The sequence below is a fragment of the Streptomyces humicola genome (genome assembly GCF_024436035.1).
Classification (GTDB): Bacteria; Actinomycetota; Actinomycetes; order Streptomycetales; family Streptomycetaceae; genus Streptantibioticus_B; species Streptantibioticus_B humicola.
Map to the genome: position 1 here is coordinate 59,493 of NZ_JANFNG010000015.1, position 23,828 is coordinate 83,320.

General features: G+C 71.4%; 22 protein-coding genes. 18 read left to right on the forward strand and 4 right to left on the reverse strand.

Annotated elements, in window-relative coordinates:
- Positions 1 to 47: 47 nt before the first annotated feature.
- The 9 genes from argC (at position 48) to NGB36_RS19470 (ending at position 9,911) form a co-directional block, all read left to right on the forward strand.
- Positions 48 to 1,076 (forward strand): N-acetyl-gamma-glutamyl-phosphate reductase, encoded by a 1,029-nt coding sequence (gene argC / locus NGB36_RS19430; RefSeq protein WP_255921608.1) that lies wholly within the window; start codon positions 48 to 50, stop codon positions 1,074 to 1,076.
- Complete coding sequence (gene argJ, locus NGB36_RS19435) at positions 1,073 to 2,224, forward strand: bifunctional glutamate N-acetyltransferase/amino-acid acetyltransferase ArgJ (RefSeq protein WP_255921609.1); 1,152 nt, start codon at positions 1,073 to 1,075, stop codon at positions 2,222 to 2,224. The genes argC and argJ overlap by 4 nt, the downstream gene beginning before the upstream one ends.
- Complete coding sequence (argB, locus tag NGB36_RS19440; RefSeq protein WP_255921610.1) at positions 2,221 to 3,171, forward strand: acetylglutamate kinase; 951 nt, start codon at positions 2,221 to 2,223, stop codon at positions 3,169 to 3,171. Before argJ ends, argB begins: the two co-directional genes overlap by 4 nt.
- Positions 3,168 to 4,349 carry an acetylornithine transaminase gene (locus NGB36_RS19445; protein ID WP_255921611.1) on the forward strand — a complete coding sequence of 394 codons (1,182 nt, stop codon included), beginning with the start codon at positions 3,168 to 3,170 and terminating at the stop codon, positions 4,347 to 4,349. The genes argB and NGB36_RS19445 overlap by 4 nt, the downstream gene beginning before the upstream one ends.
- A gap of 38 nt (positions 4,350 to 4,387) precedes the next feature.
- The gene (locus NGB36_RS19450) at positions 4,388 to 4,918 is read left to right on the forward strand and encodes an arginine repressor (RefSeq protein ID WP_255921612.1); all 531 of its coding nucleotides are present in this window, start codon (positions 4,388 to 4,390) and stop codon (positions 4,916 to 4,918) included.
- Positions 4,919 to 5,059: 141 nt separating this feature from the next.
- Positions 5,060 to 6,256: an argininosuccinate synthase gene (locus NGB36_RS19455; protein ID WP_255921613.1), complete on the forward strand. Its 1,197-nt coding sequence runs from the start codon at positions 5,060 to 5,062 to the stop codon at positions 6,254 to 6,256.
- On the forward strand, positions 6,253 to 7,677 hold the full coding sequence (gene argH, locus NGB36_RS19460; protein WP_255921614.1) for an argininosuccinate lyase: 1,425 nt from the start codon (positions 6,253 to 6,255) through the stop codon (positions 7,675 to 7,677). The genes NGB36_RS19455 and argH overlap by 4 nt, the downstream gene beginning before the upstream one ends.
- A gap of 126 nt (positions 7,678 to 7,803) precedes the next feature.
- Positions 7,804 to 8,352 carry a TetR/AcrR family transcriptional regulator gene (locus tag NGB36_RS19465; RefSeq protein ID WP_255921615.1) on the forward strand — a complete coding sequence of 183 codons (549 nt, stop codon included), beginning with the start codon at positions 7,804 to 7,806 and terminating at the stop codon, positions 8,350 to 8,352.
- Positions 8,349 to 9,911 carry an MFS transporter gene (locus tag NGB36_RS19470; RefSeq protein WP_255921616.1) on the forward strand — a complete coding sequence of 521 codons (1,563 nt, stop codon included), beginning with the start codon at positions 8,349 to 8,351 and terminating at the stop codon, positions 9,909 to 9,911. Before NGB36_RS19465 ends, NGB36_RS19470 begins: the two co-directional genes overlap by 4 nt.
- A 12-nt stretch (positions 9,912 to 9,923) precedes the next feature.
- On the opposite strand, the gene NGB36_RS19475 is transcribed toward NGB36_RS19470, so the two are convergent.
- Positions 9,924 to 10,619: a lysophospholipid acyltransferase family protein gene (locus NGB36_RS19475; protein ID WP_255921617.1), complete on the reverse strand. Its 696-nt coding sequence runs from the start codon at positions 10,617 to 10,619 to the stop codon at positions 9,924 to 9,926.
- Positions 10,620 to 10,850: 231 nt separating this feature from the next.
- Here NGB36_RS19475 and NGB36_RS19480 point away from each other — a divergent pair, with 231 nt between their 5' ends.
- The gene (locus NGB36_RS19480; RefSeq protein ID WP_255921618.1) at positions 10,851 to 11,387 is read left to right on the forward strand and encodes an RNA polymerase sigma factor; all 537 of its coding nucleotides are present in this window, start codon (positions 10,851 to 10,853) and stop codon (positions 11,385 to 11,387) included.
- A gap of 207 nt (positions 11,388 to 11,594) precedes the next feature.
- A complete protein-coding gene (locus NGB36_RS19485) occupies positions 11,595 to 12,143 on the forward strand; it encodes a GNAT family N-acetyltransferase (RefSeq protein WP_255921619.1) in 549 nt (182 codons plus the stop codon).
- Between the two features lie 267 nt (positions 12,144 to 12,410).
- On the opposite strand, the gene NGB36_RS19490 is transcribed toward NGB36_RS19485, so the two are convergent.
- Both NGB36_RS19490 and NGB36_RS19495 read right to left on the reverse strand, forming a co-directional pair.
- Positions 12,411 to 12,887, reverse strand: coding sequence for a hypothetical protein (locus NGB36_RS19490; RefSeq protein ID WP_255921620.1), 477 nt, complete (start codon positions 12,885 to 12,887; stop codon positions 12,411 to 12,413).
- Complete coding sequence (locus NGB36_RS19495; protein WP_255921621.1) at positions 12,880 to 13,248, reverse strand: hypothetical protein; 369 nt, start codon at positions 13,246 to 13,248, stop codon at positions 12,880 to 12,882. The genes NGB36_RS19490 and NGB36_RS19495 overlap by 8 nt, the downstream gene beginning before the upstream one ends.
- 116 nt (positions 13,249 to 13,364) lie before the next feature.
- Here NGB36_RS19495 and NGB36_RS19500 point away from each other — a divergent pair, with 116 nt between their 5' ends.
- The 4 genes from NGB36_RS19500 to NGB36_RS19515 all read left to right on the forward strand — a co-directional run bounded on the left by NGB36_RS19500 (position 13,365) and on the right by NGB36_RS19515 (position 17,005).
- Positions 13,365 to 14,018 (forward strand): HAD-IA family hydrolase, encoded by a 654-nt coding sequence (locus NGB36_RS19500; protein WP_255921622.1) that lies wholly within the window; start codon positions 13,365 to 13,367, stop codon positions 14,016 to 14,018.
- 395 nt (positions 14,019 to 14,413) lie between these two features.
- Positions 14,414 to 15,448, forward strand: coding sequence for a methionine ABC transporter ATP-binding protein (locus NGB36_RS19505; RefSeq protein ID WP_255921623.1), 1,035 nt, complete (start codon positions 14,414 to 14,416; stop codon positions 15,446 to 15,448).
- The gene (locus NGB36_RS19510; RefSeq protein ID WP_255921624.1) at positions 15,445 to 16,119 is read left to right on the forward strand and encodes a methionine ABC transporter permease; all 675 of its coding nucleotides are present in this window, start codon (positions 15,445 to 15,447) and stop codon (positions 16,117 to 16,119) included. The genes NGB36_RS19505 and NGB36_RS19510 overlap by 4 nt, the downstream gene beginning before the upstream one ends.
- 43 nt (positions 16,120 to 16,162) lie before the next feature.
- A complete protein-coding gene (locus NGB36_RS19515; RefSeq protein WP_255921625.1) occupies positions 16,163 to 17,005 on the forward strand; it encodes a MetQ/NlpA family ABC transporter substrate-binding protein in 843 nt (280 codons plus the stop codon).
- Positions 17,006 to 17,036: 31 nt separating this feature from the next.
- Here the strand turns inward: NGB36_RS19515 and NGB36_RS19520 are convergent, their stop codons facing one another.
- Complete coding sequence (locus tag NGB36_RS19520) at positions 17,037 to 17,819, reverse strand: class I SAM-dependent methyltransferase (RefSeq protein WP_255921626.1); 783 nt, start codon at positions 17,817 to 17,819, stop codon at positions 17,037 to 17,039.
- A 212-nt stretch (positions 17,820 to 18,031) separates the two neighbouring features.
- Here NGB36_RS19520 and NGB36_RS19525 point away from each other — a divergent pair, with 212 nt between their 5' ends.
- The 3 genes from NGB36_RS19525 (at position 18,032) to cobT (ending at position 23,727) form a co-directional block, all read left to right on the forward strand.
- Positions 18,032 to 18,670 carry a GNAT family N-acetyltransferase gene (locus NGB36_RS19525; protein WP_255921627.1) on the forward strand — a complete coding sequence of 213 codons (639 nt, stop codon included), beginning with the start codon at positions 18,032 to 18,034 and terminating at the stop codon, positions 18,668 to 18,670.
- A gap of 105 nt (positions 18,671 to 18,775) precedes the next feature.
- Complete coding sequence (gene cbiE, locus NGB36_RS19530) at positions 18,776 to 19,969, forward strand: precorrin-6y C5,15-methyltransferase (decarboxylating) subunit CbiE (RefSeq protein WP_255921628.1); 1,194 nt, start codon at positions 18,776 to 18,778, stop codon at positions 19,967 to 19,969.
- Between the two features lie 464 nt (positions 19,970 to 20,433).
- On the forward strand, positions 20,434 to 23,727 hold the full coding sequence (gene cobT, locus NGB36_RS19535) for a nicotinate-nucleotide--dimethylbenzimidazole phosphoribosyltransferase (RefSeq protein WP_255921629.1): 3,294 nt from the start codon (positions 20,434 to 20,436) through the stop codon (positions 23,725 to 23,727).
- Positions 23,728 to 23,828 lie beyond the last annotated feature (101 nt).

The following is a 23,828-nucleotide window of genomic DNA, read 5'->3' on the forward strand; positions in this document are numbered from 1 at the left end:
AAGTTCGGTGCGCCGTATAGTCATGCCATCGACGGTTGGAGGCTTCGATGGCATTCCGGGCAGCGGTGGCAGGGGCGAGCGGGTACGCGGGCGGCGAAGTGCTGCGCCTGCTGCTCGCGCACCCCGAAGCCGAGACAGGCGCGCTCACCGCGAACTCCAATGCGGGTGAGCGGCTCGGCGCGCTTCAGCCGCATCTGCGACCGCTCGCCGACCGTGTGCTCGAACCCACCACGGTCGAGGCGCTGGCCGGGCACGATGTGGTCTTCCTCGCTCTGCCGCACGGCCAGTCCGCCGCCGTTGCCGAACAGCTGGGCAGCGATGTGCTGATCGTCGACTGCGGTGCGGACTTCCGCCTCCAGGACGCCGCCGCGTGGGAGAAGTTCTACGGCTCGCCGCACGCCGGCACCTGGCCCTACGGCCTGCCTGAGCTGCCGGGCGCCCGTGAGGCACTGCGGGGCTCCCGGCGGGTCGCGGTACCCGGCTGCTACCCGACTGCCGTCTCGCTCGCACTCTTCCCGGCGTACGCGGCCGGGCTCGTCGAGCCCGAGGCCGTGATCGTCGCCGCCAGCGGCACCTCCGGCGCGGGCAAGGCACCCAAGCCGCATCTGCTGGGCAGCGAGGTGATGGGCTCCATGAGCCCGTACGGGGTCGGCGGTGGCCACCGGCACACCCCTGAGATGATCCAGAACCTCTCGGCGGTGGCCGGCCGGCCGGTGACCGTATCCTTCACGCCCACCCTTGCCCCGATGCCGCGCGGCATCCTCGCCACCTGCAGCGCCAAGGCCGCCCCCGGCGTCTCGGAGGGCCTGCTCCGCGAGACGTACGCCAAGGCGCTCGACGCCGAGCCGTTCGTCCACCTGCTCCCGGAGGGCCAGTGGCCGTCCACGGCGGCGGTGTACGGCTCCAACTGCGCGCTGCTGCAGGTCGCCCACGACGAGTCCGCCGGCCGGGTCGTCGTCATCAGCGCGATCGACAACCTCACCAAGGGCACCGCGGGCGGCGCGGTGCAGAGCATGAACATCGCCCTCGGCCTCCCGGAGGAGCTAGGGCTTTCCACGACGGGAGTCGCACCGTGAGTGTCACCGCAGCAAAGGGCTTTACGGCGGCCGGGGTTGCCGCCGGGATCAAGGAGAGCGGCACCCCGGACCTCGCCCTGGTGGTCAACCAGGGGCCGAACCTCGCCGCCGCAGGCGTGTTCACCTCCAACCGCGTCAAGGCCGCGCCCGTCCTGTGGTCCGAGCAGGTGCTCAAGGGGGGCCAGGTCTGCGCCGTCGTCCTCAACTCCGGTGGCGCCAACGCCTGCACCGGGCCGCTCGGCTTCCAGGACACCCACGCCACCGCCGAGAAGGCGGCGGACGCACTCGGTCACAGCGCAGGCGAGATCGCCGTCGCATCGACCGGACTCATCGGCCTGCGGCTGCCGATGGACAAGCTGCTGCCGGGGATCGACAAGGCCGTCGCCGAACTCTCCCCGCACGGCGGTGAAAAGGCCGCCATCGCCATCAAGACCACCGACACCGTGCACAAGACGGCCGTCGCGGCCCGCGACGGCTGGACCGTCGGCGGTATGGCCAAGGGCGCAGGCATGCTCGCCCCCGGTCTCGCCACCATGCTCGTCGTCCTCACCACCGACGCCGACGTCGACGCCGCAGGGCTCGACGCGACGCTGCGCGCCGCCACGCGCACCACGTTCGACCGGGTCGACTCCGACGGCTGCATGTCCACCAACGACACTGTGCTGCTGCTCGCCTCCGGCGCCTCCGGCATCACTCCGCCGCAGCAGGAGTTCGCCGACGCCGTGCACGCCGTCTGCGACGACCTCGCGCGCCAGCTCATCGGCGACGCCGAGGGCGCGTCCAAGGACATCCGCATCGAGGTGGTCAATGCGGCGAGCGAGGACGACGCCGTCGAGGTGGGCCGCTCCATCGCCCGGAACAACCTGCTCAAGTGTGCGATCCACGGCGAGGACCCCAACTGGGGCCGGGTGCTCTCCGCGATCGGGACCACCTCCGCCGTCTTCGAGCCCGACCAGCTGAACGTCGCCATCAACGGCGTATGGGTGTGCAAGAGCGGCTCGGTCGGCGAGGACCGCGACCTGGTCGACATGCGCTTCCGCGAGGTGCGCGTCACCGCCGATCTGGCCGCGGGATCGCACTCCGCCGTCATCTGGTCCAACGATCTGACCGCCGACTACGTCCGCGAGAACAGCGCCTACAGCTCATGAGCTCCCCCAACCCCCGGCCGGGGGTACCCCCGCGCAAACACACCGCACTGCCCAAGGCGCAGACGCTCATCGAGGCGCTGCCCTGGCTCACCCGCCACCACGGCAAGACCGTCGTCATCAAGTTCGGCGGCAACGCCATGGTCGACGAGGCGCTGAAGGCGGCCTTCGCCCAGGACGTGGTCTTCCTGCGCCATGCCGGCCTCAAGCCCGTCGTCGTGCACGGCGGCGGCCCGCAGATCAGCGCACAGCTGGAGAAGCTGGGCCTGACGTCGGAGTTCAAGGCGGGCCTGCGGGTGACCACGCCGGAGACGATGGACGTGGTCCGGATGGTGCTCGCCGGCCAGGTGCAGCGGGAGCTCGTTGGACTGCTCAACCAGCACGGACCGCTTGCCGTCGGCATGACCGGCGAGGACGCGCACACCATGACCGCCGTGAAACGGTACGCCGAGATCGGCGGCGAGAGCGTGGACATCGGCCGCGTCGGAGAGATCACCGAGATCGACGCCGGCGCCATCCAGGCGCTGCTCGACGACGGCCGCATCCCCGTCGTCTCCTCGATCGCCCGCAGCGCCGACGACGGTCATGTCTACAACATCAACGCCGACACCGCGGCAGCAGCACTCGCGGCCGCGCTCGGCGCCGAGACGCTGATGGTCCTCACCGACGTCGAGGGCCTGTACGCGGACTGGCCCAACAATGACGACGTCATCAGCCAACTCACCGCGAGCGAGCTGGACAAGCTGCTGCCCGAGCTGGCCAGCGGCATGGTGCCGAAGATGGAGGGCTGCCTGTACGCGGTGCGCAATGGCGTGCACACCGCCCGCGTGATCGACGGGCGGGTGCAGCACTCGATCCTGCTGGAGATCTTCACCGACGAGGGCATCGGGACGATGGTCGTTCCCGATGCGCAATCCGATGCGAACGAGGCCGAAGGGGGCCGGCGATGACGAACGCGAACGCGGCGCTGACCGGGCGGTGGCAGGACGCCCTGATGGACAACTACGGCACCCCGCGCCTGCCGCTGGTCCGCGGTGAGGGCGCCCGGCTTTGGGACGCCGACGGCAACGAGTACCTCGACTACATCGGCGGCATCGCCGTCAACGCGCTCGGCCATGCGCACCCGGCGGTCGTCGAGGCGGTCTCCGGCCAGATCTCCCGGCTCGGCCACGTCTCCAACCTGTTCATCGCCGAGCCCCCGGTCGCCCTTGCCGAACGGCTGCTGCGGCTGTCCGGCCGCCCCGGCCGGGTGTACTTCTCCAACTCCGGTGCGGAGGCGATCGAGGCCGCCTTCAAGATCGGCCGGCGCACCGGGCGTCCGCACATGGTCGCGACCACCGGGGGCTTCCACGGCCGCACCATGGGCGCCCTCGCCCTGACCGGCCAGCCCGCCAAGCAGGAGCCGTTCCGGCCGCTGCCCGGTGACGTCACGCATGTGCCGTTCGGGGACATCGAAGCCCTGCGGGACGCCGTCACCCATCACACCGCCGCCGTCTTCATCGAGCCGATCCAGGGCGAGAACGGCGTCGTCGTACCGCCCGAGGGATATCTGCGCGCCGTCCGTGAGATCACCCGGGCCACCGGCACCCTGCTCGTCCTCGACGAGATCCAGACTGGCGTCGGGCGCACCGGCCACTGGTTCGCCCACCAGGCCGAGGGTGTCGAGCCCGACATCGTCACTCTCGCCAAGGCGCTCGGCGGCGGGCTGCCGATCGGCGCCACCGTGGCCTTCGGCGACGCCGCCGGGCTGCTGACGCCCGGTCAGCACGGCTCGACGTTCGGCGGCAACCCCGTCGCCTGCGCCGCCGCACTCGCCGTCCTCGACACGATCGAGAACGAGGGGCTGCTGGAGCGGGTCAAGCGCACGGGGGAGCGGCTGCGCAGCGGGACCGAGGCGATCGGGCACCCGTTGGTCGACCATGTGCGCGGCGCGGGGCTGTTGCTGGGTATCGTGCTCACCGAGCCGCTGGCACCGAAGGTGCAGCAGGCGGCTCAGGACGCTGGATTCCTGGTGAACGCTCCCGCACCCGACGTGGTGCGGCTCGCCCCTCCGCTGATCCTCGGCGACGACGAGGCGGACGCGTTCGTCCGGGCGCTTCCCGGCGTCCTCGACGCGGCCCGCGGCTGACCGGGCCACGGGGAACGACGATCCGGAGACTGACGACGATGACCGAGGCGCACCCAGGCGGCGGCCAGGCCGTACCGCAGACCCGCACCGCGCGACACCGCCGGATCGTGGACATCCTCAACCGGGAGCCGGTGCGGTCGCAGAGCCAGCTCGCCAAGATGCTGGCCGACGACGGGCTGAACGTCACGCAGGCGACGCTCTCGCGCGACCTGGACGAGCTGGGCGCGGTCAAGATCCGCAACTCGGGGGGCGAGCTGATCTACGCGGTGCCGTCGGAGGGCGGATTCCGCACCCCGATGGCACCGCTGGGGGAGTCGGTCAAGGAACAGCGGATGGCGCGTCTCGCCGGGGAGCTGCTGATCTCCGCCGAGGCGTCGGCGAACCTCGTGGTGCTGCGCACGCCGCCCGGCGCCGCCCAGTTCCTCGCCTCGGCGATCGACCAGGCGGAGGTGCACGACATCCTCGGCACGATCGCGGGCGACGACACCGTGATGCTGATCAGCCGCGACCCGGACGGCGGCCAGCCGCTCGCCGACCATCTGCTGCGGCTCGCTGAGAGCCACCGCTGAGTAGCCCGTTCGCGGGCACTTGCAGCCGGATCTCTCCGGAGACTTTGATTTCCATACGGACTCATGCATACTTATACCCAGCACCGCATGGATCCCCATGGATGCCCGCCCACCCCGCACGCACTGTGAATGGAGAAAGCCGTGACTGAGCGCGTCGTACTCGCCTACTCCGGCGGCCTGGACACCTCCGTCTGCATCGGCTGGATCGCCGAGGAGACCGGCGCCGAGGTCATCGCCGTCGCCGTTGATGTCGGCCAGGGTGGCGAGGACCTGGAGATCATCCGTAAGCGGGCGCTCGCCTGCGGCGCCGTGGAGGCGGAGGTCGCAGACGCCAAGAACGAGTTCGCCGACGAGTACTGCCTTCCGGCGATCAAGGCGAACGCCCTCTACATGGACCGCTACCCGCTGGTCTCGGCCCTCTCCCGGCCGACGATCGTCAAGCATCTGGTGGCCGCTGCCAAGAAGCACGGCGCCGACACCGTCGCCCACGGCTGCACGGGCAAGGGCAACGACCAGGTGCGGTTCGAGACCGGCATCGCCTCCCTCGCCCCCGACCTGAAGTGCATCGCGCCTGTCCGGGACTACGCGATGACCCGGGACAAGGCGATCGCGTTCTGCGAGGAGAAGAACCTCCCGATCGCGACCACCAAGAAGTCCCCGTACTCCATCGACCAGAACGTCTTCGGCCGGGCCGTCGAGACAGGCTTCCTCGAGGACATCTGGAACGCGCCGATCGAGGACGTCTACGAGTACACCCAGAACCCGGCCACCCCGCGCGACGCCGACGAGGTGATCATCACCTTCAAGCAGGGCGTTCCGGTGGCGATCGACGGCAAGCAGGTCACCGTTCTCGAAGCGATCCAGCAGCTGAACACCCGGGCCGGCGCGCAGGGTGTCGGACGGCTCGACATGGTCGAGGACCGGCTCGTCGGCATCAAGTCGCGTGAGGTCTACGAGGCCCCAGGCGCGATTGCCCTGATCGCCGCCCACCAGGAGCTGGAGAACGTTACCGTCGAGCGGGAGCTCGCCCGGTACAAGCGGCAGGTCGAGCAGCGGTGGAGCGAGCTCGTCTACGACGGCCTGTGGTTCTCCCCGCTCAAGCGGGCGCTCGACGGCTTCATCGCCGAGGCCAACCAGCACGTCACCGGGGACATCCGGATGACGCTGCACGGCGGCCGGGCGGTCGTCACCGGCCGGCGCTCCGACGAGTCGCTCTACGACTTCAACCTCGCCACCTACGACACCGGTGACACCTTCGACCAGTCGCTCTCCAAGGGCTTCATCGAGATCTTCGGCATGAGCAGCAAGATCGCGGCGAAGCGGGACCTCGCGCAGTGAGCAGTCAGCAGGACGTACGGCTGTGGGGCGGCCGGTTCGCGGGCGGACCGGCTGAGGCCCTCGCCAAGCTCAGCGCCTCCGTCCACTTCGACTGGCGGCTCGCCCCCTACGACATCGCCGGCTCCCGGGCCCATGCCCGGGTGCTGCACAAGGCCGGTCTGCTCACCGCGGACGAGCTGCAGCGCATGATCGCGGGCCTCGACCGGCTGGAGGCCGACGTCGCGGATGGCACCTTCACCGGCACCGTCGCCGACGAGGACGTGCACACCGCGCTGGAGCGCGGCCTGCTGGAGCGGCTCGGTCCCGAGCTCGGCGGCAAGCTGCGGGCCGGCCGTTCCCGCAACGACCAGGTGGCGACGCTCTTCCGGATGTACCTGCGCGACCACGCCCGGATCATCGGCGGGCTGATCGCCGATCTCCAGCAGGCGCTCGTCGGCCTCGCCGAGGCGCACCCCGACGTCGCCATGCCCGGCCGCACCCATCTGCAGCACGCCCAGCCGGTGCTCTTCGCCCATCATGTGCTCGCCCACGTCCAGGCGCTCGGCCGGGACGCGGAGCGGCTGCGGCAGTGGGATGAGCGCACCGCCGTCTCCCCGTACGGGTCCGGCGCCCTGGCCGGCTCGTCGCTCGGCCTCGACCCGCAGGCCGTCGCCGCCGAGCTCGGCTTCGAGCACGGCTCGGCCGCCAACTCCATCGACGGCACCGCCTCGCGCGACTTCGTCGCCGAGTTCGCCTTCATCACCGCGATGATCGGCATCGACCTCTCCCGGATCGCCGAGGAGGTCATCATCTGGAACACGAAGGAGTTCTGCTTCGTGACGCTGGACGACGCCTACTCCACCGGTTCGTCGATCATGCCCCAGAAGAAGAACCCGGACATCGCCGAGCTCGCGCGCGGCAAGTCCGGGCGTCTGATCGGCAACCTGACCGGTCTGCTCGCCACGCTCAAGGCCCTCCCGCTGGCCTACAACCGCGATCTGCAGGAGGACAAGGAGCCGGTCTTCGACTCCTGCGACACCCTCGAAGTCCTGTTGCCGGCCTTCACCGGCATGATGGCCACCCTCACCGTCAACCGTGAGCGCATGGAGGAACTGGCGCCTGCCGGCTTCTCGCTCGCCACCGACGTCGCCGAGTGGCTGGTCAAGCAGGGCGTGCCGTTCCGCGTGGCGCACGAGGTCGCGGGGGAGTGCGTCAAGGTCTGCGAGACGAACGGCATCGAGCTCGACGAGCTGACGGACGAGCAGTTCGCGGCGATCTCCCCGCACCTGACGCCTGAGGTGCGCAGCGTGCTGAACGTGGCCGGTGCGCTGGCCGCCCGTAACGGACGCGGTGGCACCGCACCCTCCGCGGTCGCCGCGCAGCTTGCCGAGGTCAAGGCGGATCTCGCGGCCCAGCGTGAATGGGCGGACGCCAAGCGGTGAGCCCGGCAGTTCCGCACAGGGCCCGGTCACCCGTCGATGGGTGACCGGGCCCTGGCGCATGCACGTCGGGCTGCGGTGCGGGATTCGATTGAGACATTCCCGTCTCATACGATGTACGCTGGTCTCATGAGCCTCGACCGGGACCAGGTGCTGCGGGAGGCCGCCGCGTTGCTCGCCCGCCGGCCGACCGCCTCGATGGACGAGATCGCCAGGGCGGCCGGGATCAGCCGCGCCACCCTGCACCGGCACTTTCCGGGACGCGACGCCCTGGTGCGGGCGCTCGGCGAGCTGGGCATCGCCCAGGTGGAGGAGCGCCTGGACGCCGCACGAATCGAGGAGGGCGACCCGGTGGCCGCGGTACAGCGGCTGATCGAGGAAGCGATGCCCGTGTCCGGCTTCCTCGCCTTCCTCTACGGCGAGAATCAGCTCTACGACCTGCCCGGCATCACCGAGGGCTGGTCGCGCGTCGACCGGCGGGTCGGCGCGCTGTTCCGGCGCGGCCAGGAGGAGGGCGTCTTCCGCTTCGACCTGACGCCCGCCTGGCTCGGCGAGGCGATGTATGCGCTGATCGCCGCCTCCGGCTGGTGCGTCCAGGACGGCACGGTGGCGCGCAACGACTCCGCGCGCATGGTCAGCGAGCTGCTGCTCGGCGGGATGCTGCGGAGGCCGTCATGACCTCACCTGCGCTGCGCGAACCCGTCGTCGCTCACGGCTCAGCTGCCGGGCGCCCCGATCCCGCCCGCTGGTGGGCGTTGGGCGTGCTCGGCCTCGCCCTGCTCGTCGTCGCCGTGGACGCGACCGTGCTCGGCCTGGCCATGCCGTTCCTCAGCGACGAGCTCAAGCCGTCGCCCACCCAGATGCTCTGGATCGGCGACGTCTACTCCTTCGTCATCGCCGGGTTCCTGGTCTCCATGGGCAGCCTCGGCGACCGGATCGGCCGCAAGAAACTGCTGCTCACCGGCGCAGCCGCGTTCGGCGTCCTGTCGTTGCTCGCCGCCTACGCCGCCACCCCTGCGATGCTGATCGCCGCTCGCGCGCTGATGGGCGTCGCGGGGGCGACTCTGATGCCCTCGACGCTCGCGCTGATCCGCAACCTGTTCGAGGACCCGCGCGAGCGCAGCCTCGCGCTCGGCACCTGGGGCTCGGCGTCGATGGCGGGAGCCGCGCTCGGGCCGGTCCTGGGCGGCTTTCTCCTCGAACACTTCTGGTGGGGCTCGGTCTTCCTCATCAACATCCCGGTGATGGGCGCGCTGATCGTCGTCGGCGCCAGGCTGCTGCCCGAATCGCGCAATCCGGCCCCCGGCCCGTGGGACACCGTCAGCGTCCTGCTGTCGCTGGTGGGGATGATCGGCGTCGTGTTCGCGATCAAGGAGACGGCGGCGTACGGATTCGGCGCGGCCCGCACCGCCGCGGGCGTCCTGGGCCTCGGCTGCCTGGCCGCGTTCGTCCGGCGCCAACTCACCATCCCCGAACCGCTGCTGAACATGCGGCTCTTCCGCAACCGCGGCTTCACCGCCTCCGTCCTCGCCGACCTGCTCACCGTGGTGGGCCTGTCCGGGCTGGTCTTCTTCCTCTCCCAGTTCCTGCAGATGGTGCAGGAGCGCTCGGCGCTGCAGGCCGGGCTCGCCGAGATTCCGGCAAGCGTGGGCGCCGTCGTGACCGGACTGCTCGCCGGACACGCGGCCAGGCGCTACTCGGTGCGTGGCGTCGTCGCCGGTTCGCTCGCCGCGATCGGGGTCTGTCTCGCGGCGCTGGTGACGGTCGCACCGCACACCGGATATCCGCTGCTGGGGGCGGTGTTGCTGGTGGTCGGCATGGGCGCGGGGTTCTCCTTCACCGTCACCGCCGACGTGATTCTCTCCGCCGTCCCGCAGGAGAACGCGGGCGCCGCGTCCGCGGTCTCGGAGACGGCCTACGAGCTCGGAACGGCGCTCGGCATCGCCGTGCTCGGCTCGATCGTCACGGGCCTGTACTCGGGATTCGCCGTTCCGCACGGTGTCCCCGGCGCCTTGGCGGCGCAGGCCGAGCAGTCGCTGCCCGGTGCCGTCGAGGCCGCGGCGCGCCTGCCCGGCCCCACTGGCGACGCACTACTCACCGCCGCGCAGGGCGCCTTCAGCGACGGGCTGCGGGTCGCCTGCGGCGTGGGTGCGGTCCTGCTGCTGGTGGCGGCGGCATGGGCGTGGCGGATGCTGCGCGGTCAGGAGCTGGCCGGACAGGTCCCGTCCGGGCGGTGACGAGTTCGGTGACTAGGCCGCCTTGCGGTGGTCGGAGGCGGAAGCCTTCGCCTTGGTGGCGTAGACGTCCACGTACTCCTGGCCGGAGAGCCGCATCACGTGGCTCATCACCTCGTCCGTGACCGCCCGCAGCACATAGCGGTCGCGGCCCATCCCCTCGTACCGCGCGAAGCGGAGCGGCTCGGCGAAGCGGACGGTCACCTGGCTGATCCGCGGCAGTCCCGCGCCGGACGGCTGCACCCGGTCGGTGCCGATCGTCGCGCACGGCACCACCGGCGCACCGGTCATCAGCGCCAGTCGGGCGACCCCGGTGCGGCCGCGGTAGAGCCGGCCGTCGGGGGAGCGGGTGCCCTCCGGGTAGATGCCGAAGACCTTGCCCTCCTCCAGCAGCCGCTGGCCGGTCATCAGTGCGGCGACGCCTCCGTGCCCGCCGTCCCGGTCCACCGGCACCATGCCGCCGATCTCGCCGAAGAACCACGCCATCAGCCGCCCCTTGATGCCGCGGCCCGTGACGTACTCGTTCTTGCCGACGAAGAAGACCTGCCGCTTTACCACGAGCGACAGGAAGATCGAGTCGATGAAGGTGAGATGGTTGCAGGCCAGGATCACCGGCCCGCTGTCGGGGATGTTCTCCGCTCCCTCTACCCGTGGGCGGAACAGGACGCGCATGAGCAGTCCGAGCAGCGCCTTGAGCAAGATGCGGAACAACGGGCCCTCCGGTCGTGGTCGGCCGATCACAAGTGATCACAGGTGACGGGACGTGGAACGTAATCCGATCCCCCGTCGCCCCAGGTGAGGACCATACTCGCGGCTACGGGCGAGTTCCACGCGGGGTTCGTACGGACGATACACAGAGTTGACACAGGCGGGTGACCGGCGGCCCGAATCCGCACCGCCAGGTAACCCGCCGTGCACAGGATTCCCGTTATGACGCCCGGTATGACATCGCGCACCCTCCCGGCGCGCCTCGCCAGGCTGGGACCGCTGCTGGCCGCGGAGGCCGCGGCCGAAGCCGGGCCTGCCGGCGCCGATCCGCGTGACCTCGAACAGGCCGTGTGGCTGCGGCTCTTGGAATGCGGCGGCCCTCCCTCCGAGTCGCCAGCGCGATGGCTGAGGGACGCCGTCCGCGCCGAGGCGCGCGGATTCCGCCGTCGCGGGCGCCGTGAGGTCCCGTACGACGACCGGTCCCCCCGCGTACGGGCGGCTGCGGCGGTGGCGCCGTCGGCCGAAGGGGAGGTGATCGCCGCCGAGACCAGGGAACTGCTGCGGGCCGCCGTCCGCCGCCTCCCGGGCCGCTGCCCGCAGCTGATATCTGCGCTGTTGTCCCGTTCCGACCCCACGTACCACCAAATTTCCCGGGAGTTGGGAATCTCACAGGGCAGCCTCGGGCCGCTGCGCTCGCGATGCCTCGGCTGTCTGCGTGCACTGCTCCGGACGGAGGTTGAACTGCCGCAACTACGGGGTACACAGGGGTAAACAGTCGGCGACAGGGCGCTCTTGACGTGTCCGGACCGATTCGGAAGCGGGCACGTCAGCCGCGGCCGTCGCCCGGACGACTGTGCGATCATCGGCGCCACGGAATCGGTGTGAACCCACCCCGACTCCGGTCAAGGGCACACATCCCGGGCGCACACCCTCACCTTCCGCGTCCGGGAGGACTCACAAGGGGAGGCCTGCGCACACATGGGCATGAGCGTGACCATCTCTACGGCGACCGACGACGACGCCGAGAAGATCCTCAAACTGCAGTACCTCTGCTACCAGCGGGAAGCCGAGCTGTACGGCGACTACAGCATCGAACCCCTCACCCAGACCCTCGATGCGCTCCGTGAGGAGCTGGCCAGGGGATGCGTGCTGGTGGCCCGGCTCGGCGAGGAGGTCGTCGGCTCGGTGCGCGGCGTCGTCGACGAGGACGGGACGGCACGCATCGCCAAGCTGATCGTCCACCCCCGCATGCAGCGCCACGGCCTCGGCGGGCGGCTGCTGCGCGCCATCGAGGAACGGCTCGCCGTCGAGCGCGAGGCCAAGCGGTACCGGCTGTTCACTGGTCATCGCAGCGAGGGCAACCTCCGGCTGTACCGCAGGCTCGGTTACGCCCAGACCGGCACCGAGCAGGTCAACCGGAAGCTCAGCCTGGTCACCCTGGAAAAGCCCGTCGGCGACGGCCGCGCCGTGACAACTGGCCGCTCCGCGGCGGGGGCCGCCGCCACGTCATTCGCCGCCAGCGCCTAGCCCCTGCGGTGTTGCAGCGCCCTGGGCCGGCTCCGCGGCGCTCCCGCGCCTCGGAGCCGGCCCGGAGGTCGCGCGGACAGGGCCCGCGGCGTCGCGTGCCAGGGGGCACCTCCCTGCGCAGGCAGGCGGAGGCTCTCGCCCCCTGGCCTTCGGCCGGGGGCACCCACGGGCCGCACCGCGCTCTCCACTGCAGCTGTGCGCGGGAGATGCCCCCTCGCATGCAGCGCCGCTGCGCCGCCGACGGAGTCGGCTGAGGTGGCACAGCCTTCACGCAGCAGGCCCAGGCCCCTGGCCTTCCGGGCACGGGGAACCCCCGGCCCTGGCCCCCCTCCTTGACCCGCGCTCCCTGTCCGCGCGACCAGTGCGCAGCCACAGCATGCCCGTCACCGGGAGCACCAGCGGGATGAACAGGTAGCCCATCCCGTAGTACGACCACACCGTCTGGTCCGGGAAGTCGGACGGCATGACGATGGTCAGCGTCCCCACGATCAGCACCCCGGCCAGCTCCGCACCGCAGCACACCAGCGCGAGACGCCGCGCCGACTCGCCGCCGCGCACCAGCGTCACCAGGATGAAGGCGTACACCACCGCCGCGACGGCGGACAGGATGTACGCCAGCGGCGCCTCGTGGAACTGCGCGATCAGCTGGTAGAGCGAGCGCGACCCGGCAGCCACGGTGAACAGCCCGTAAAGGCTCACCAGCAGCCGCCCCGGCCCCTCGCCGATCTTTCGCGCGTCAGCCATGCCCGCCTCCCCAGATGTCGAACAGCCGTACTTCGAGCACGGCGAGGACCAGCCCGCCGGCCGTCACGATCGCCGAGCCCCAACGGGTGCGCTCCATCAGCGACATGAAGCCGGCCGCCGGCACGGCGAGAAGCGCGCCCGCCAGATAGGCGACGAACATGACCGTCCCGCCGACGGGCTTGCGGCCCTGCGTCAACTCGACGATCCCCACCACCAGCTGGGCGAGCGCCAGCACGCTCACCACGGCCATGCCGATGAAGTGCCAGTCCTTGGTGGACTGGTCCCGTGCGGTGGCGTATCCGCACCACGCGGCCAGGAGCAGCGAGGCGGCCGAGACGGCGACGGTGAGCCAGGTGATCACCACGCGCTCCGCAAATCGGCAGGGAACGGACAGGGGTGTACGAGCATGCCGTGACTCTATTACGGGCCTTTGGCCCCGATGCACGGGCCCCGCCCGGCCGCGTAGGGTCGGGGATCATGATGCTTCGCACCGACGCCCTGTTGTTCGACATGGACGGGACCCTGCTCTCCTCGATGGACTCCGTGGTCCGGTGCTGGGCCCGGTGGGCCGAGGAGTACGGGATCAGCGCGGAGCGCTTCGCGCAGGTGCAACTGCACGGCCGGCTCGCGGCCGACATCGTCGCCGAGCTGCTGCCCGCGGAGCAGGTGATCGGCGCGCTGGCGCGCATCGAGGAGCTCGAAGTGCAGGACGCGGACGGCGTGATGATCCTTCCGGGCACGAAGGCGCTGCTCGCGTCGCTCCCGGGCGACCGCTGGGCGGTGGTCACCTCCGCCACCCGAAGGCTCGCCGAGGCGCGGCTCGCCGTCGCGGGGATCTCGCCAGGACTGCTCATCAGCGGCGGTGACGTGCGGCGCGGCAAGCCGGACCCCGAGCCGTTCCTGCTCGCGGCGGGCAAGCTGGGCTTCGCCGCGGGCCGCTGCACCGTCTTCGAGGATGCCCCGGCCGGACTCACCGCGGGCCGCGCCGCCGGGATGACCACCGTGGCACTGGCCACCACGCACCACCGCTCCGAGCTCGTCGCCGACGTCGTCGTCCGCGACCTCTCCGAGGTATCGGCGCGCGTCCGCGCCGGGGGTGCAGACTCCATCGAACTCGTCTGCGGCGCGTAAGGCAGCTGTCCGCGATGCGGACACGGTGACCGGAATGCGAAACCCGACGGGCGCTTCTGGTTTACTGGTGCGCATGACCGAGACGAACAACCGCAGCCGTGCGACCGAGGCGACCATGCCCGGTGTTCGTCCCATGTGTCGAATGCGTCCGTGTCGAATGTGCGCACTCTGAGGGCCCGAGCCTGAGTCCCGCGCTCACGCCCCGCACAACGGACACTCCATGACATCCCTGCAGCGCGCCGACGTGCGTTCCGGCGTTCTCGCGCCAGCCGTCCCGCGCTGCCGCTGAGCCTCCAAGGGCCGCCCCTCCCGGGGCCGAGCCATGCCGAAATCCGAGACGAATGCCCCGTACGCGTGCCGACACCGGCCGCGTACTCGACAGTGACGGACATCCAGTGATCACCACAACGGGCCTGAGGAAGGTCTACCACTCGCGAGGCCGCGAGACCGCCGCGCTCGACGGCGTCGATCTGCACGTACGCGAAGGCGAGGTGTACGGAGTCCTCGGCCGCAGCGGCGCCGGCAAGAGCACGCTCATCCGCTGCGTCAACATGCTGGAACGGCCCACCTCCGGCACGGTCGAGGTCGACGGACAGGACCTCACCGCTCTCGCCGGCCGTGGCCGGCGGTCCCGGGCCGAACTGCGCGCCGCGCGCAGCCGGATCGGGATGGTTTTCCAGCACTTCAACCTGCTCTCCTCGCGCACGGTCCAGGGCAACGTGGAACTGCCCCTGGAGATCCTCGGCGTGACCGGCCAGGAACGCGCCCGCAAGGCGCGCGAGCTGCTCGATCTGGTCGGCCTCACCGACAAGGCGAAGGCGTACCCGGCGCAGCTCTCCGGCGGGCAGAAGCAACGCGTCGGCATCGCCCGGGCGCTGGCCGGCGACCCCAAGGTGCTGCTCTCGGACGAGGCCACCTCGGCGCTCGACCCGGAGACCACCCGCTCGATCCTCCAGCTGCTACGGGACCTGGGCCGCCACCTCGGCCTGACCGTCCTGCTGATCACCCACGAGATGGACGTCGTCAAGGCCGTCTGCGACTCGGCGGCGCTGATGAAGGCCGGACGCATCGTGGAATCGGGCACCGTCACCGAGCTGCTGGCGACCCCTGGCTCCGAACTCGCGCAGGAGCTCTTCCCCGTGGGCGGCGAACCGTCCGGTGAGGGCCGCACCGTCGTCGACCTCACGTTCCACGGCGAGGCGGCGACCGAGCCGGTCATCTCCCGGCTCTCGCGCACCTACAACGTCGAGGTGTCGATCCTCGGCGCGGCCATCGAGACGTTCGGCGGGCGGCAGGTCGGCCGGATGCGCATCGAACTGCCCGGCCGCTTCGAGGAGAACGTGGTGCCGATCGGCTTCCTGCGCGAGCAGGGGCCGCAGGTCGACGTCGCGGACGTGGCCGCCGACGCGCGGAAGGAGCTCGTGAAGTGAGCTGGGACGACATACAGCCGCTGCTCGTACAGGCCTGTCAGGACACCCTGTTCATGGTGGGCTGGTCGGCTTTGATCGCCGTACTCGGCGGACTGCCGCTCGGGGTGCTGCTCGTGCTCACCGACCGCGGGGGCCTGGTGCAGAACGCCACGGTGAACAAGGGCATCGGCGTGATCGTGAACATAGGCCGTTCGGTGCCCTTCATCATCCTCATGGTCGCCCTCATCCCCTTCACCCGCTTCGTCGTCGGCACCAGCATCGGAGCCGAGGCGGCCATCGTGCCGCTCGCGGTCGGCGCGATCCCGTTCTTCGCGCGGCTCGTCGAGACCTCCGTACGCGAGGTCGACGGTGGTCTGGTGGAGGCCGTCCAGGCGATGGGCGGCTCCACCTGGACCGTCGTACGCAAGGTGCTGCTGCCCGAATCCCTGCCCTCGCTGGTGTCGGGCCTGACGACCACGGTGGTGGCACTCATCGGCTACTCCGCGATGGCGGGCGCCGTCGGTGCCGGAGGACTCGGCAGCCTCGCCGTGACCTACGGATACATGCGATTCGACACCGGGGTCATGCTCATCACCCTCGCTGTGCTGGTGGCCGTCGTCAGCGCCGTCCAGCTCATCGGCGACCTCGCCGTACGCGCCCTGGCCGGCCGCAGCCGCTCACAGACCATCTGACCGCATCACCGCATCAGCAACACCCGGGAAAGAGGCACTTTTCGTGCGTAACGCCATAAAGATCACCACGTCCGTCCTCGCGGCAGGAGCGCTCGCCCTCGGCCTTGGCGCCTGCGGCTCATCAGGCGCCAAGAAGGAGAGCGCCGACGCGCCGCTCGTCGTCGCCGCCAGCCCCACACCGCAAGCCCAGATCCTCGACTACGTCCGCGACCGCCTCGCCGCCTCGGCCGGACTCAAGCTGGAGGTCAAGGAGTTCAGCGACTACGTCACGCCCAACACCGCGACCGAGGACGGCAGCGTCGACGCCAACTTCTTCCAGCACAAGCCGTACCTCGACGACTTCAACAAGAAGAACGGCACCCACATCGTGCCCGTCGTCGACGTCGAACTCGAACCGCTCGGCGTCTACTCGCACAAGATCAAGGACTTGAAGCAGCTCAGGGACGGCGCGACCATCGCCGTGCCCAACGACACCACCAACGAAGGCCGTGCCTTCACGCTGCTCCAGGCCGCCGGCCTGCTCACCCTCAAGCCCGGCACCGGCGATGCCGCCACCCCTGCCGACGTGGCGGCCAACCCCAGGCACCTGAAGTTCCAGGAGCTCGACGCCGCCCAGACCCCCCGCTCCCTCGACGACGTGGACGCGGCCGTGATCAACGGCAACTACGCCATCGAGGACCACCTCGACCCGCAGAAGGACGCCCTCACGCTGGAGAAGGCGGCTGGCAACCCCTACGCCAACTTCCTCGCGGTCAAGGACGGCAATCAGAATGACCCGCGGGTGCAGAAGCTGGCCAAGCTGCTCAATTCCCCTCAGGTCAAGCAGTTCATCGAGTCGACCTTCCACGGCGCCGTGATCCCGGCGTTCGGCAAGGTCGCGTCGTAAGCGCGTCGCGGCCCCCGGCGGGGGCGGCCGCTCAACCGCCCTCGCCGGGCCGCCAGTGCAGCCAGTACACGTCCGTCGTGTACGGCATCTCCAAGCGTTCGCGTCCGCGCGTCGCCTCGTGCCGTTCCAGCACCTCCACCGCCTGTGCCCGTACCCGTTCCTGCTCAGCAGCGCCCAGCACGAGGATGTGGCTGGAGGACATCATCCGTTCCACCACGTCCGCGACGGTCGTCGAGTGCGGGTTGGGCCAGTGGTTCTCGGACACCGGTGACCAGCCCGGACGGTCCCGGAACGCGTCACGCCACCCGTCGTCCAGCGGGCTGGGCAGGTCGCGCTGCGCGAGACGGAAGTAGATGTCCTGGAAGTCCCGCACCCACTCCACCGAGGTGTCATAGCGGTTCCACACCAGTCCGAGCGCGCCGCCGGGGCGCAGCAGCCGCTCCACCTCCGTGAGCGCCTGGCCGCCCGCGAACCAGTGCCAAGACTGCGCCGCCACCACGGCGTCCGCACAGCCGTCCGGCAGGCCGGTGGACTCCGCCGTGCCCGCCGTCACCGCGACCCCCGGCAGCAGCTCCGCAAGTCTGGCGCGCATCTCCGCGACCGGCTCCACGGCGATCACCTCGGCCCCGGTCAGGGCGAGCAACCGGGTGAACTTCCCTGTACCCGCGCCGAGATCGACGACTGTGCGCCCGGCTTCCAGCGGCAAGGCGTCCGCTAGCTGGGCGAGTGCCGCCATGGGGTACGAGGGCCGGGAGCGCTCGTAGCCCCCCGCCGCACGCTGGAATCCGACTCCTGCTGCGTGGTGGATGGTCACGCGGGCAGACGGTAGCAGGACCGGGTGACAATGAGGGGAACAATCAGTGCCCTCCGTGCTCGTCAACTGCGGTACGTACCAATGCTGTTCGCCCTGTCCAGCACCTGTGTGCGTACGACACCCGATCCCACCCTGCGCTGCACGCGGGGCCCCCGATGCTGCATGCTGTGCTCTTCACGGCTCTTTACACGGGGCTCGGCGAGGAGCGGCGCATGACATCCACCTTCCCGGACATCTCCATCAGCACGGAGCGGCTCGTGCTGCGTGCGTACGAGGAAGAGGACATCCCGGCGCTGACGGAGATGATGAACGACGAGCTGGTCACCGCCTGGACCTCCGCACCGCACCCGTACACCGAGGACGACGCCCGTGGCTGGATCACCGGTCGCGCGCCCGCGGAGCGGAGCGAGGGCCGCGGCATCGTGCTGGCCGTCGGCGAGTTCCTCACCCAACGGCTCGTCGGCACCGTCCACCTGCGCAACACGGACTGGCGGTGCCGCAGCGCCGAGGTCGGCTATCTGATCGCGCCCTGGGCGCGCGGCGAGGGATATGCCTCGGAAGCGGTGCTCGCCGCCGCCCAATGGCTCTTCGCCGACCAGAAGTTCGAGCGTCTCGAGCTGCGCACGGCCGCGGACAACACCGCGGCACAGCAGGTCGCGCAGAAGATCGGCTGCATCAGCGAAGGGGTGCTGCGCAACGCCGGCATAGTGCGCTCGCAGAACGAGGACGGCAGCTGGCTGCAGGTCCGCACCGATCTGATCGTCTGGAGCCTGCTCCCCGAGGACCTCGACGGCGTCACCGGCCGCGTCTCGGACGACGCCGGGTACGCCGCCTACCCCGACTGGCGCTGACCGGCCGGGTTAGTGTGTCCCCGCAGGTCTGCGCCCGGGTGACGGACGAGACCCCGTAAGGCACGACAACGGACACACACGACCGAAGGACGACGAAGGACGACGATGGCCGACCGCGTCACGGTGATCGGGTGGGACGGCACGCCGCCGACCGACGCGGCACGCTCAGCGATCGGCGCGGCCACCTTGGTGGCGGGCGCACGCCATCTGCTGGCGCTGCCCGACGTGCCGGCCGATGCCGAACGGGTGCTCCTCGGCAGCATCGACCTGGCCGCCCGCAGGATCGCCTCCCATCGCGGCACGGCGGTCGTGCTCGCCGACGGCGACCCGGGCTTCTTCGGCGTCGTACGGGCGCTGCGCAAGCCGGAGCACGGGCTGGAGGTCGAGGTCGTGCCCGGGGTCTCCTCGGTCGCGAGGGCCTTCGCACGCGTCGGCATGCCCTGGGAGGACGCGAGGATCGTCGTCGCGCACCACCGCACACTGCGGCGGGCCGTCAACGTCATCAGGGCTTACCCGAAGGTCGCGGTGCTGACCGCGCCGGGTGCGGGCCCTGCCGAACTCGCTCTCATGCTCGGCGGCGTGCACCGCACCTTCGTGATCTGCGAGGCCCTCGACACCCCGCGCGAGGAGGTCTCCGTCCTCACCTCCGACAAGGTCGCCGACCACAGCTGGCGCGATCCGAACGTCGTGCTCGTCATCGGCGGAGCGTCCGCGGCGGAGGGCACCGGCTGGATCGCCGGGCAAGAGCCGGGCTATCCGGGCCCGTTGCGCGGCTGGGCGCTGTCCGCGGAGGAGTACGGCACACGCACGGACTCATCCGCCCAATTGCGGGCACTTCAACTGGCCCGGCTCGGCCCGCGCACCGGGGATCTGATGTGGGACATCGGTGCCGGCAGCGGGGCGGCCGCGGTGGAGGCGGCCAGGTTGGGGGCCGCTGTCATCGCCGTCGACCGCGACGCCGACGCCTGCGGACTGATCACCGCCAACGCCCGCCGTCACGGCGTGCAGCCGCAGGTCGTGCACGGCACCGCCCCGCACGTCCTGGAGGACCTGCCGGAGCCGGACATCGTACGGATCGGGGGCGGTTCTGCCGCGGTCGTCGCCGCCTGCGCCGCGCGCCGTCCGGAACGGATCGTCACCAGTGCGACAACGCGGGACGAGGCGGAATCATGCGGGCGCGCGCTGGCGGAGGGCGGATACGCCGTCGAGCGGTCACTGCTGCAATCGGTCGAACTGGACGACGAGTGGGCCGAAAGCGAGCGGACGACCGTGTTTCTCCTCTGCGGCCGCCGCATGTGACGGTCGCTCCCTGTACGGCGCCGCCCCTTGGCGGCGATGTGCTGCGATCGCGCGGTAGGCTGGCGGACCGTTGTGCCACCTCACGGTGTCGATGTGTCGATCTGTCGACGTGTGGATTGGTTGACGCGCGCCTTGGTTGACCGACGTGGTTGACGAAGCGTCGGACCATCACGCGTCGAGCAGCCGCGCCCTTCGCCGCCGGAGGCGAGCGCGGCGTCGGTGACGGGCTCTGCGGGCCGCAGTGACATCAGCCGCTCCCGCGGCGGACCGGGGGAGTGGCGTAGTCCACATCGCTCAGGGCGTGAGTTGGGTGCCGCGGCGCGCGAACGGCCGGGACAATGGTCGTCCCGTGGTGGTCGTGCCGCTTGTCGCATGCGCTCGTTCTTGTTTCGGGTGGCTTTGCGCCGCGGCCGTCGGCGCACTACGGGGCTGGAAGGAGCGATACCGATGGGCGAGGGGCACGCATGACTGACACCGGCCCGGTCCCCGGCGAGGGACTGCCGGGGAACGCTGGGGCAGAAGCGGTTCGGCAACCGCACGCCGGACAGCCGGCGGACAGTGGCGCCGGGCAGCGAGCAGCCGCTCCCGGCTGGGGCACCGAACCGTACGAGGCCCCGGCGGCTCCCGCGTACACCTTTCTCGACCAGCCGGAGGGCGCCGACACGCTCGCGGGCGCCGAGGACGACGACGATCTGCTGCTGATGCCCGGCCCGCAGGGCTCGTGGAGCGATCCGCAGCCGGTACCGGCGCAGCCCGGGCCCGTACAGAGCGCCACCGTGCAGCCCGCTCAGCCCGCGCAGCCGGCGGACGTGACACCGAAGGCCCCGGCACCTGCCGCGTCCGTCACACCTGACGCACCGTCGGCTCCCTCGGCTACCGCGGCCGCCGAGGAGTCCGTGGCCGTGCCCGTGCCTGGGACCGGCACCCCCGCGGCTGGCGTGCCGGCGGCGCAGGCGCAGCCGGAGGCCACGGTCCCGCCGTCGCCCGCTGCCGCTGAGACCGGGGCACACGAGGCCGGCGGGCGCGACTCGGGGTCGATCGACCTCGGGGAGGTGCGCGTACCGCCGCCCGCACCGGCCGCGCCGCCCACGCCGGCGGCGCCCGCCCCTGCGTCCGGGCAAGCCGCGCCCGTCCGGCGCCCGTTGAACTTGGGGCCGCCCGTCGCGGAGCCGACCGGCGGCGTCTCGGTCCGTTCGCTCGCCGACCGCGGCCCGACCCCTGTCCCCGTACGGCAGCCCGGCCCGCCCACCGCCGGGCCCGAGTACCTCGATGTGCCCTCGCCCTCCGAGGGAGTGTCGATCCCGGCCCAGCAGACCGGCGAGGGCCCCGATGCTGCCGCCGCCCCCGCATGGAACGGCGAGCCTCCCGCGGCCCCGGCACCCGTGCCCGCCCCCGAACCGCAGTCCGGGGAACCGCAGTCGGCCGAACCCGCACCGGCCGAGCCCGAAGCCGCCGCAGCACCCGCGCAGCCGGCCGGAGAGGTGGTTGCGGAGACGGCCGCCGAGGTGGTGGCCAAGGCGCCGGAAGCGCCCGCAGCCGGCCCCGCCGTCCCGGCCGGCCCCGCCGTCCCGGCCCAGGGCGGGCCCGTGCCGCCCTCCGGGGCGCTGCCCGCAGCGGTCGACGAGCCCGGCGGTCTCGCCGATCTCGACCGCCAACCGGTCATGCACCAGCAGCAGCCGGTTCCGATCGTGCCGGAGCCGCCGGCTCCCGCCGCCGTCCCGGTCCCGCAGGAGCAGCCCCAGGCCGACACGCCCATGGGCGAGGTCGTCGCCGAAGCCGAGGCCGCCCCCGAGGCGGTGGTGGCCGCGCAGCCCGCCTCCGCAGCGCCGCAGGCCGAGCCGGAGCCTGTGCCCGATCCGCAGCCCCGGGCGCAGTCGCTGCCGGAGCCGCCCGCCGCGCAGGGCGATGCCGCTGCCGATGCCACCGAAGTCCCAGACCGCCCCGAGCTGCCCGAGGAGGCAGCCGGCCCGCACCCGGCCGAGGCCGAGGCACTGCCCGCCGAGGCCCTGCCCCTCGCCGGTGCCGGCACCGCCGCCGGGTACGACGCGGCCGTTCGCGACGCCGTGCACCGCGTCATCCGGGAGCGCCGCGACATCCGCAACGGCTTCCGCCAGGACCCGATCCCGCACGACGTGCTGATCCGCGTCCTGGAGGCCGCGCACACCGCGCCCAGCGTGGGCCACTCCCAGCCCTGGGACTTCGTCGTCATCCGCTCCGCCAAGACCCGGGAGAAGATGCACGAGCTGGCGATGCGGCAGCGCGACGCATACGCCAAGTCGTTGCCGAAGGCCCGCGCCAAACAGTTCCGCGAGCTGAAGATCGAGGCAATCCTCGACACGCCGGTCAACATCGTGGTGACCGCAGACCCGACACGCGGAGGCCGCCACACCCTCGGCCGCTACACCCAGCCGCAGATGGCGCCCTACAGCTCCGCGCTCGCGGTGGAGAACCTCTGGCTCGCGGCGCGCGCCGAAGGCCTGGGCGTAGGCTGGGTGAGCTTCTTCGACGAGCGCGAGATGGTCCGCGAACTCGGCCTGCCCGAGCACCTGGAGGTCGTCGCCTACCTGTGCATCGGGTACGTCGACGAGTTCCCCGAGGAGCCCGAGCTGATGCAGGCGGGCTGGTCCAAGCGGCGCCCGCTCTCCTGGGTGGTGCACGAGGAGGAGTACGGCCGGCGCGCCCTGCCCGGCGAGGAACCGCACGACCTGCTCGACGAAACCCTGCGCGGCATCCGCCCGTTGGACGCCAAGGCGCTCGGCGAGGCGTGGGAGCGGCAGAAGCGGATGACCAAGCCGTCCGGCGCGCTCGGCATGCTGGAGATCATCTCCGCACAGCTGAGCGGCCTTTCGCGGCAGTGCCCGCCGCCGATCCCGGAGCCCGCCGCCGTCGCGATCTTCGCCGGCGATCACGGGGTGCATGCCCAGGGCGTCACCGCCTGGCCGCAGGAGGTCACCGCGCAGATGGTGGCCAACTTCCTCGGCGGGGGAGCGGTCTGCAACGCCTTTGCCAACCAGGTGGGCGCCGAGGTGTGCGTCGTCGACGTGGGCGTGGCGGCCGAACTGCCCACCACGCCCGGGCTGCTGCCGCGCAAGGTCAGGCACGGCACCGGCGACTTCACCACCGGTCCCGCGATGGCGCGTGAGGACGTGCTGCGGGCTATCGAGGTGGGCATCGACACGGCCAGGGACCTGGTGGCGGCGGGGAACAAGGCCCTGCTCACCGGTGAGATGGGCATCGCCAACACCACCGCTTCCGCCGCGCTCATCGCCGTCTACACCGGAGCAGACCCGGCCGAGGTGACCGGCCGCGGCACCGGCATCAACGACGAGATGCACGCCCGCAAGGTCGACGTCGTGCGCCGCGCCCTCGAACTGCACAAGCCCGATCCGGCCGACCCGATCGGGGTGCTCTGCGCGATCGGCGGGCTGGAGCACGCGGCGATGGTCGGTCTCGTGCTCGGCGGCGCGTCGCTGCGCACGCCGGTGATCCTGGACGGGGTGAGCGCCGGAGCCGCCGCCCTCGTCGCCCGTGCCATCGCTCCCGAGGCGCTGGCCGCGTGTATCGCAGGACACCGCAGCGCCGAGCCCGGCCACGTCGCGGCCCTCACCAAGCTAGGGCTGCGCCCGCTGGTCGACCTCGACCTGCGGCTCGGTGAGGGCACCGGGGCGCTGCTCGCGCTGCCCCTGGTGCAGAGCGCCGCGCGTGTCATGCACGAGGTCGCCACCTTCGACTCCGCCGGAGTCACCGAGAAGGAGTGACCGAGACGCCGTCCGCCCGCGCCGGGGCCGTCCGCCCCGGCGCGGCAGGCTGCGCGCCCGTAGGGTTGGGCACGGACCCGTCTCGTACTCATGTCACACAT

What these genes read in the sequence shown, in the direction of transcription:
- NGB36_RS19480 (WP_255921618.1), top strand. Translation starts at nt 10,851, where the DNA reads ATGACATCGCGCACCCTCCCGGCGCGCCTCGCCAGGCTGGGACCGCTG.
- argC (WP_255921608.1), top strand. Translation starts at nt 48, where the DNA reads ATGGCATTCCGGGCAGCGGTGGCAGGGGCGAGCGGGTACGCGGGCGGC.
- NGB36_RS19470 (WP_255921616.1), top strand. Translation starts at nt 8,349, where the DNA reads ATGACCTCACCTGCGCTGCGCGAACCCGTCGTCGCTCACGGCTCAGCT.
- NGB36_RS19485 (WP_255921619.1), top strand. Translation starts at nt 11,595, where the DNA reads ATGGGCATGAGCGTGACCATCTCTACGGCGACCGACGACGACGCCGAG.
- NGB36_RS19500 (WP_255921622.1), top strand. Translation starts at nt 13,365, where the DNA reads ATGATGCTTCGCACCGACGCCCTGTTGTTCGACATGGACGGGACCCTG.
- cobT (WP_255921629.1), top strand. Translation starts at nt 20,434, where the DNA reads ATGACTGACACCGGCCCGGTCCCCGGCGAGGGACTGCCGGGGAACGCT.
- NGB36_RS19450 (WP_255921612.1), top strand. Translation starts at nt 4,388, where the DNA reads ATGACCGAGGCGCACCCAGGCGGCGGCCAGGCCGTACCGCAGACCCGC.
- NGB36_RS19490 (WP_255921620.1), bottom strand. Translation starts at nt 12,887, where the DNA reads ATGGCTGACGCGCGAAAGATCGGCGAGGGGCCGGGGCGGCTGCTGGTG.
- NGB36_RS19525 (WP_255921627.1), top strand. Translation starts at nt 18,032, where the DNA reads ATGACATCCACCTTCCCGGACATCTCCATCAGCACGGAGCGGCTCGTG.
- NGB36_RS19465 (WP_255921615.1), top strand. Translation starts at nt 7,804, where the DNA reads ATGAGCCTCGACCGGGACCAGGTGCTGCGGGAGGCCGCCGCGTTGCTC.
- NGB36_RS19445 (WP_255921611.1), top strand. Translation starts at nt 3,168, where the DNA reads ATGACGAACGCGAACGCGGCGCTGACCGGGCGGTGGCAGGACGCCCTG.
- cbiE (WP_255921628.1), top strand. Translation starts at nt 18,776, where the DNA reads ATGGCCGACCGCGTCACGGTGATCGGGTGGGACGGCACGCCGCCGACC.
- argB (WP_255921610.1), top strand. Translation starts at nt 2,221, where the DNA reads ATGAGCTCCCCCAACCCCCGGCCGGGGGTACCCCCGCGCAAACACACC.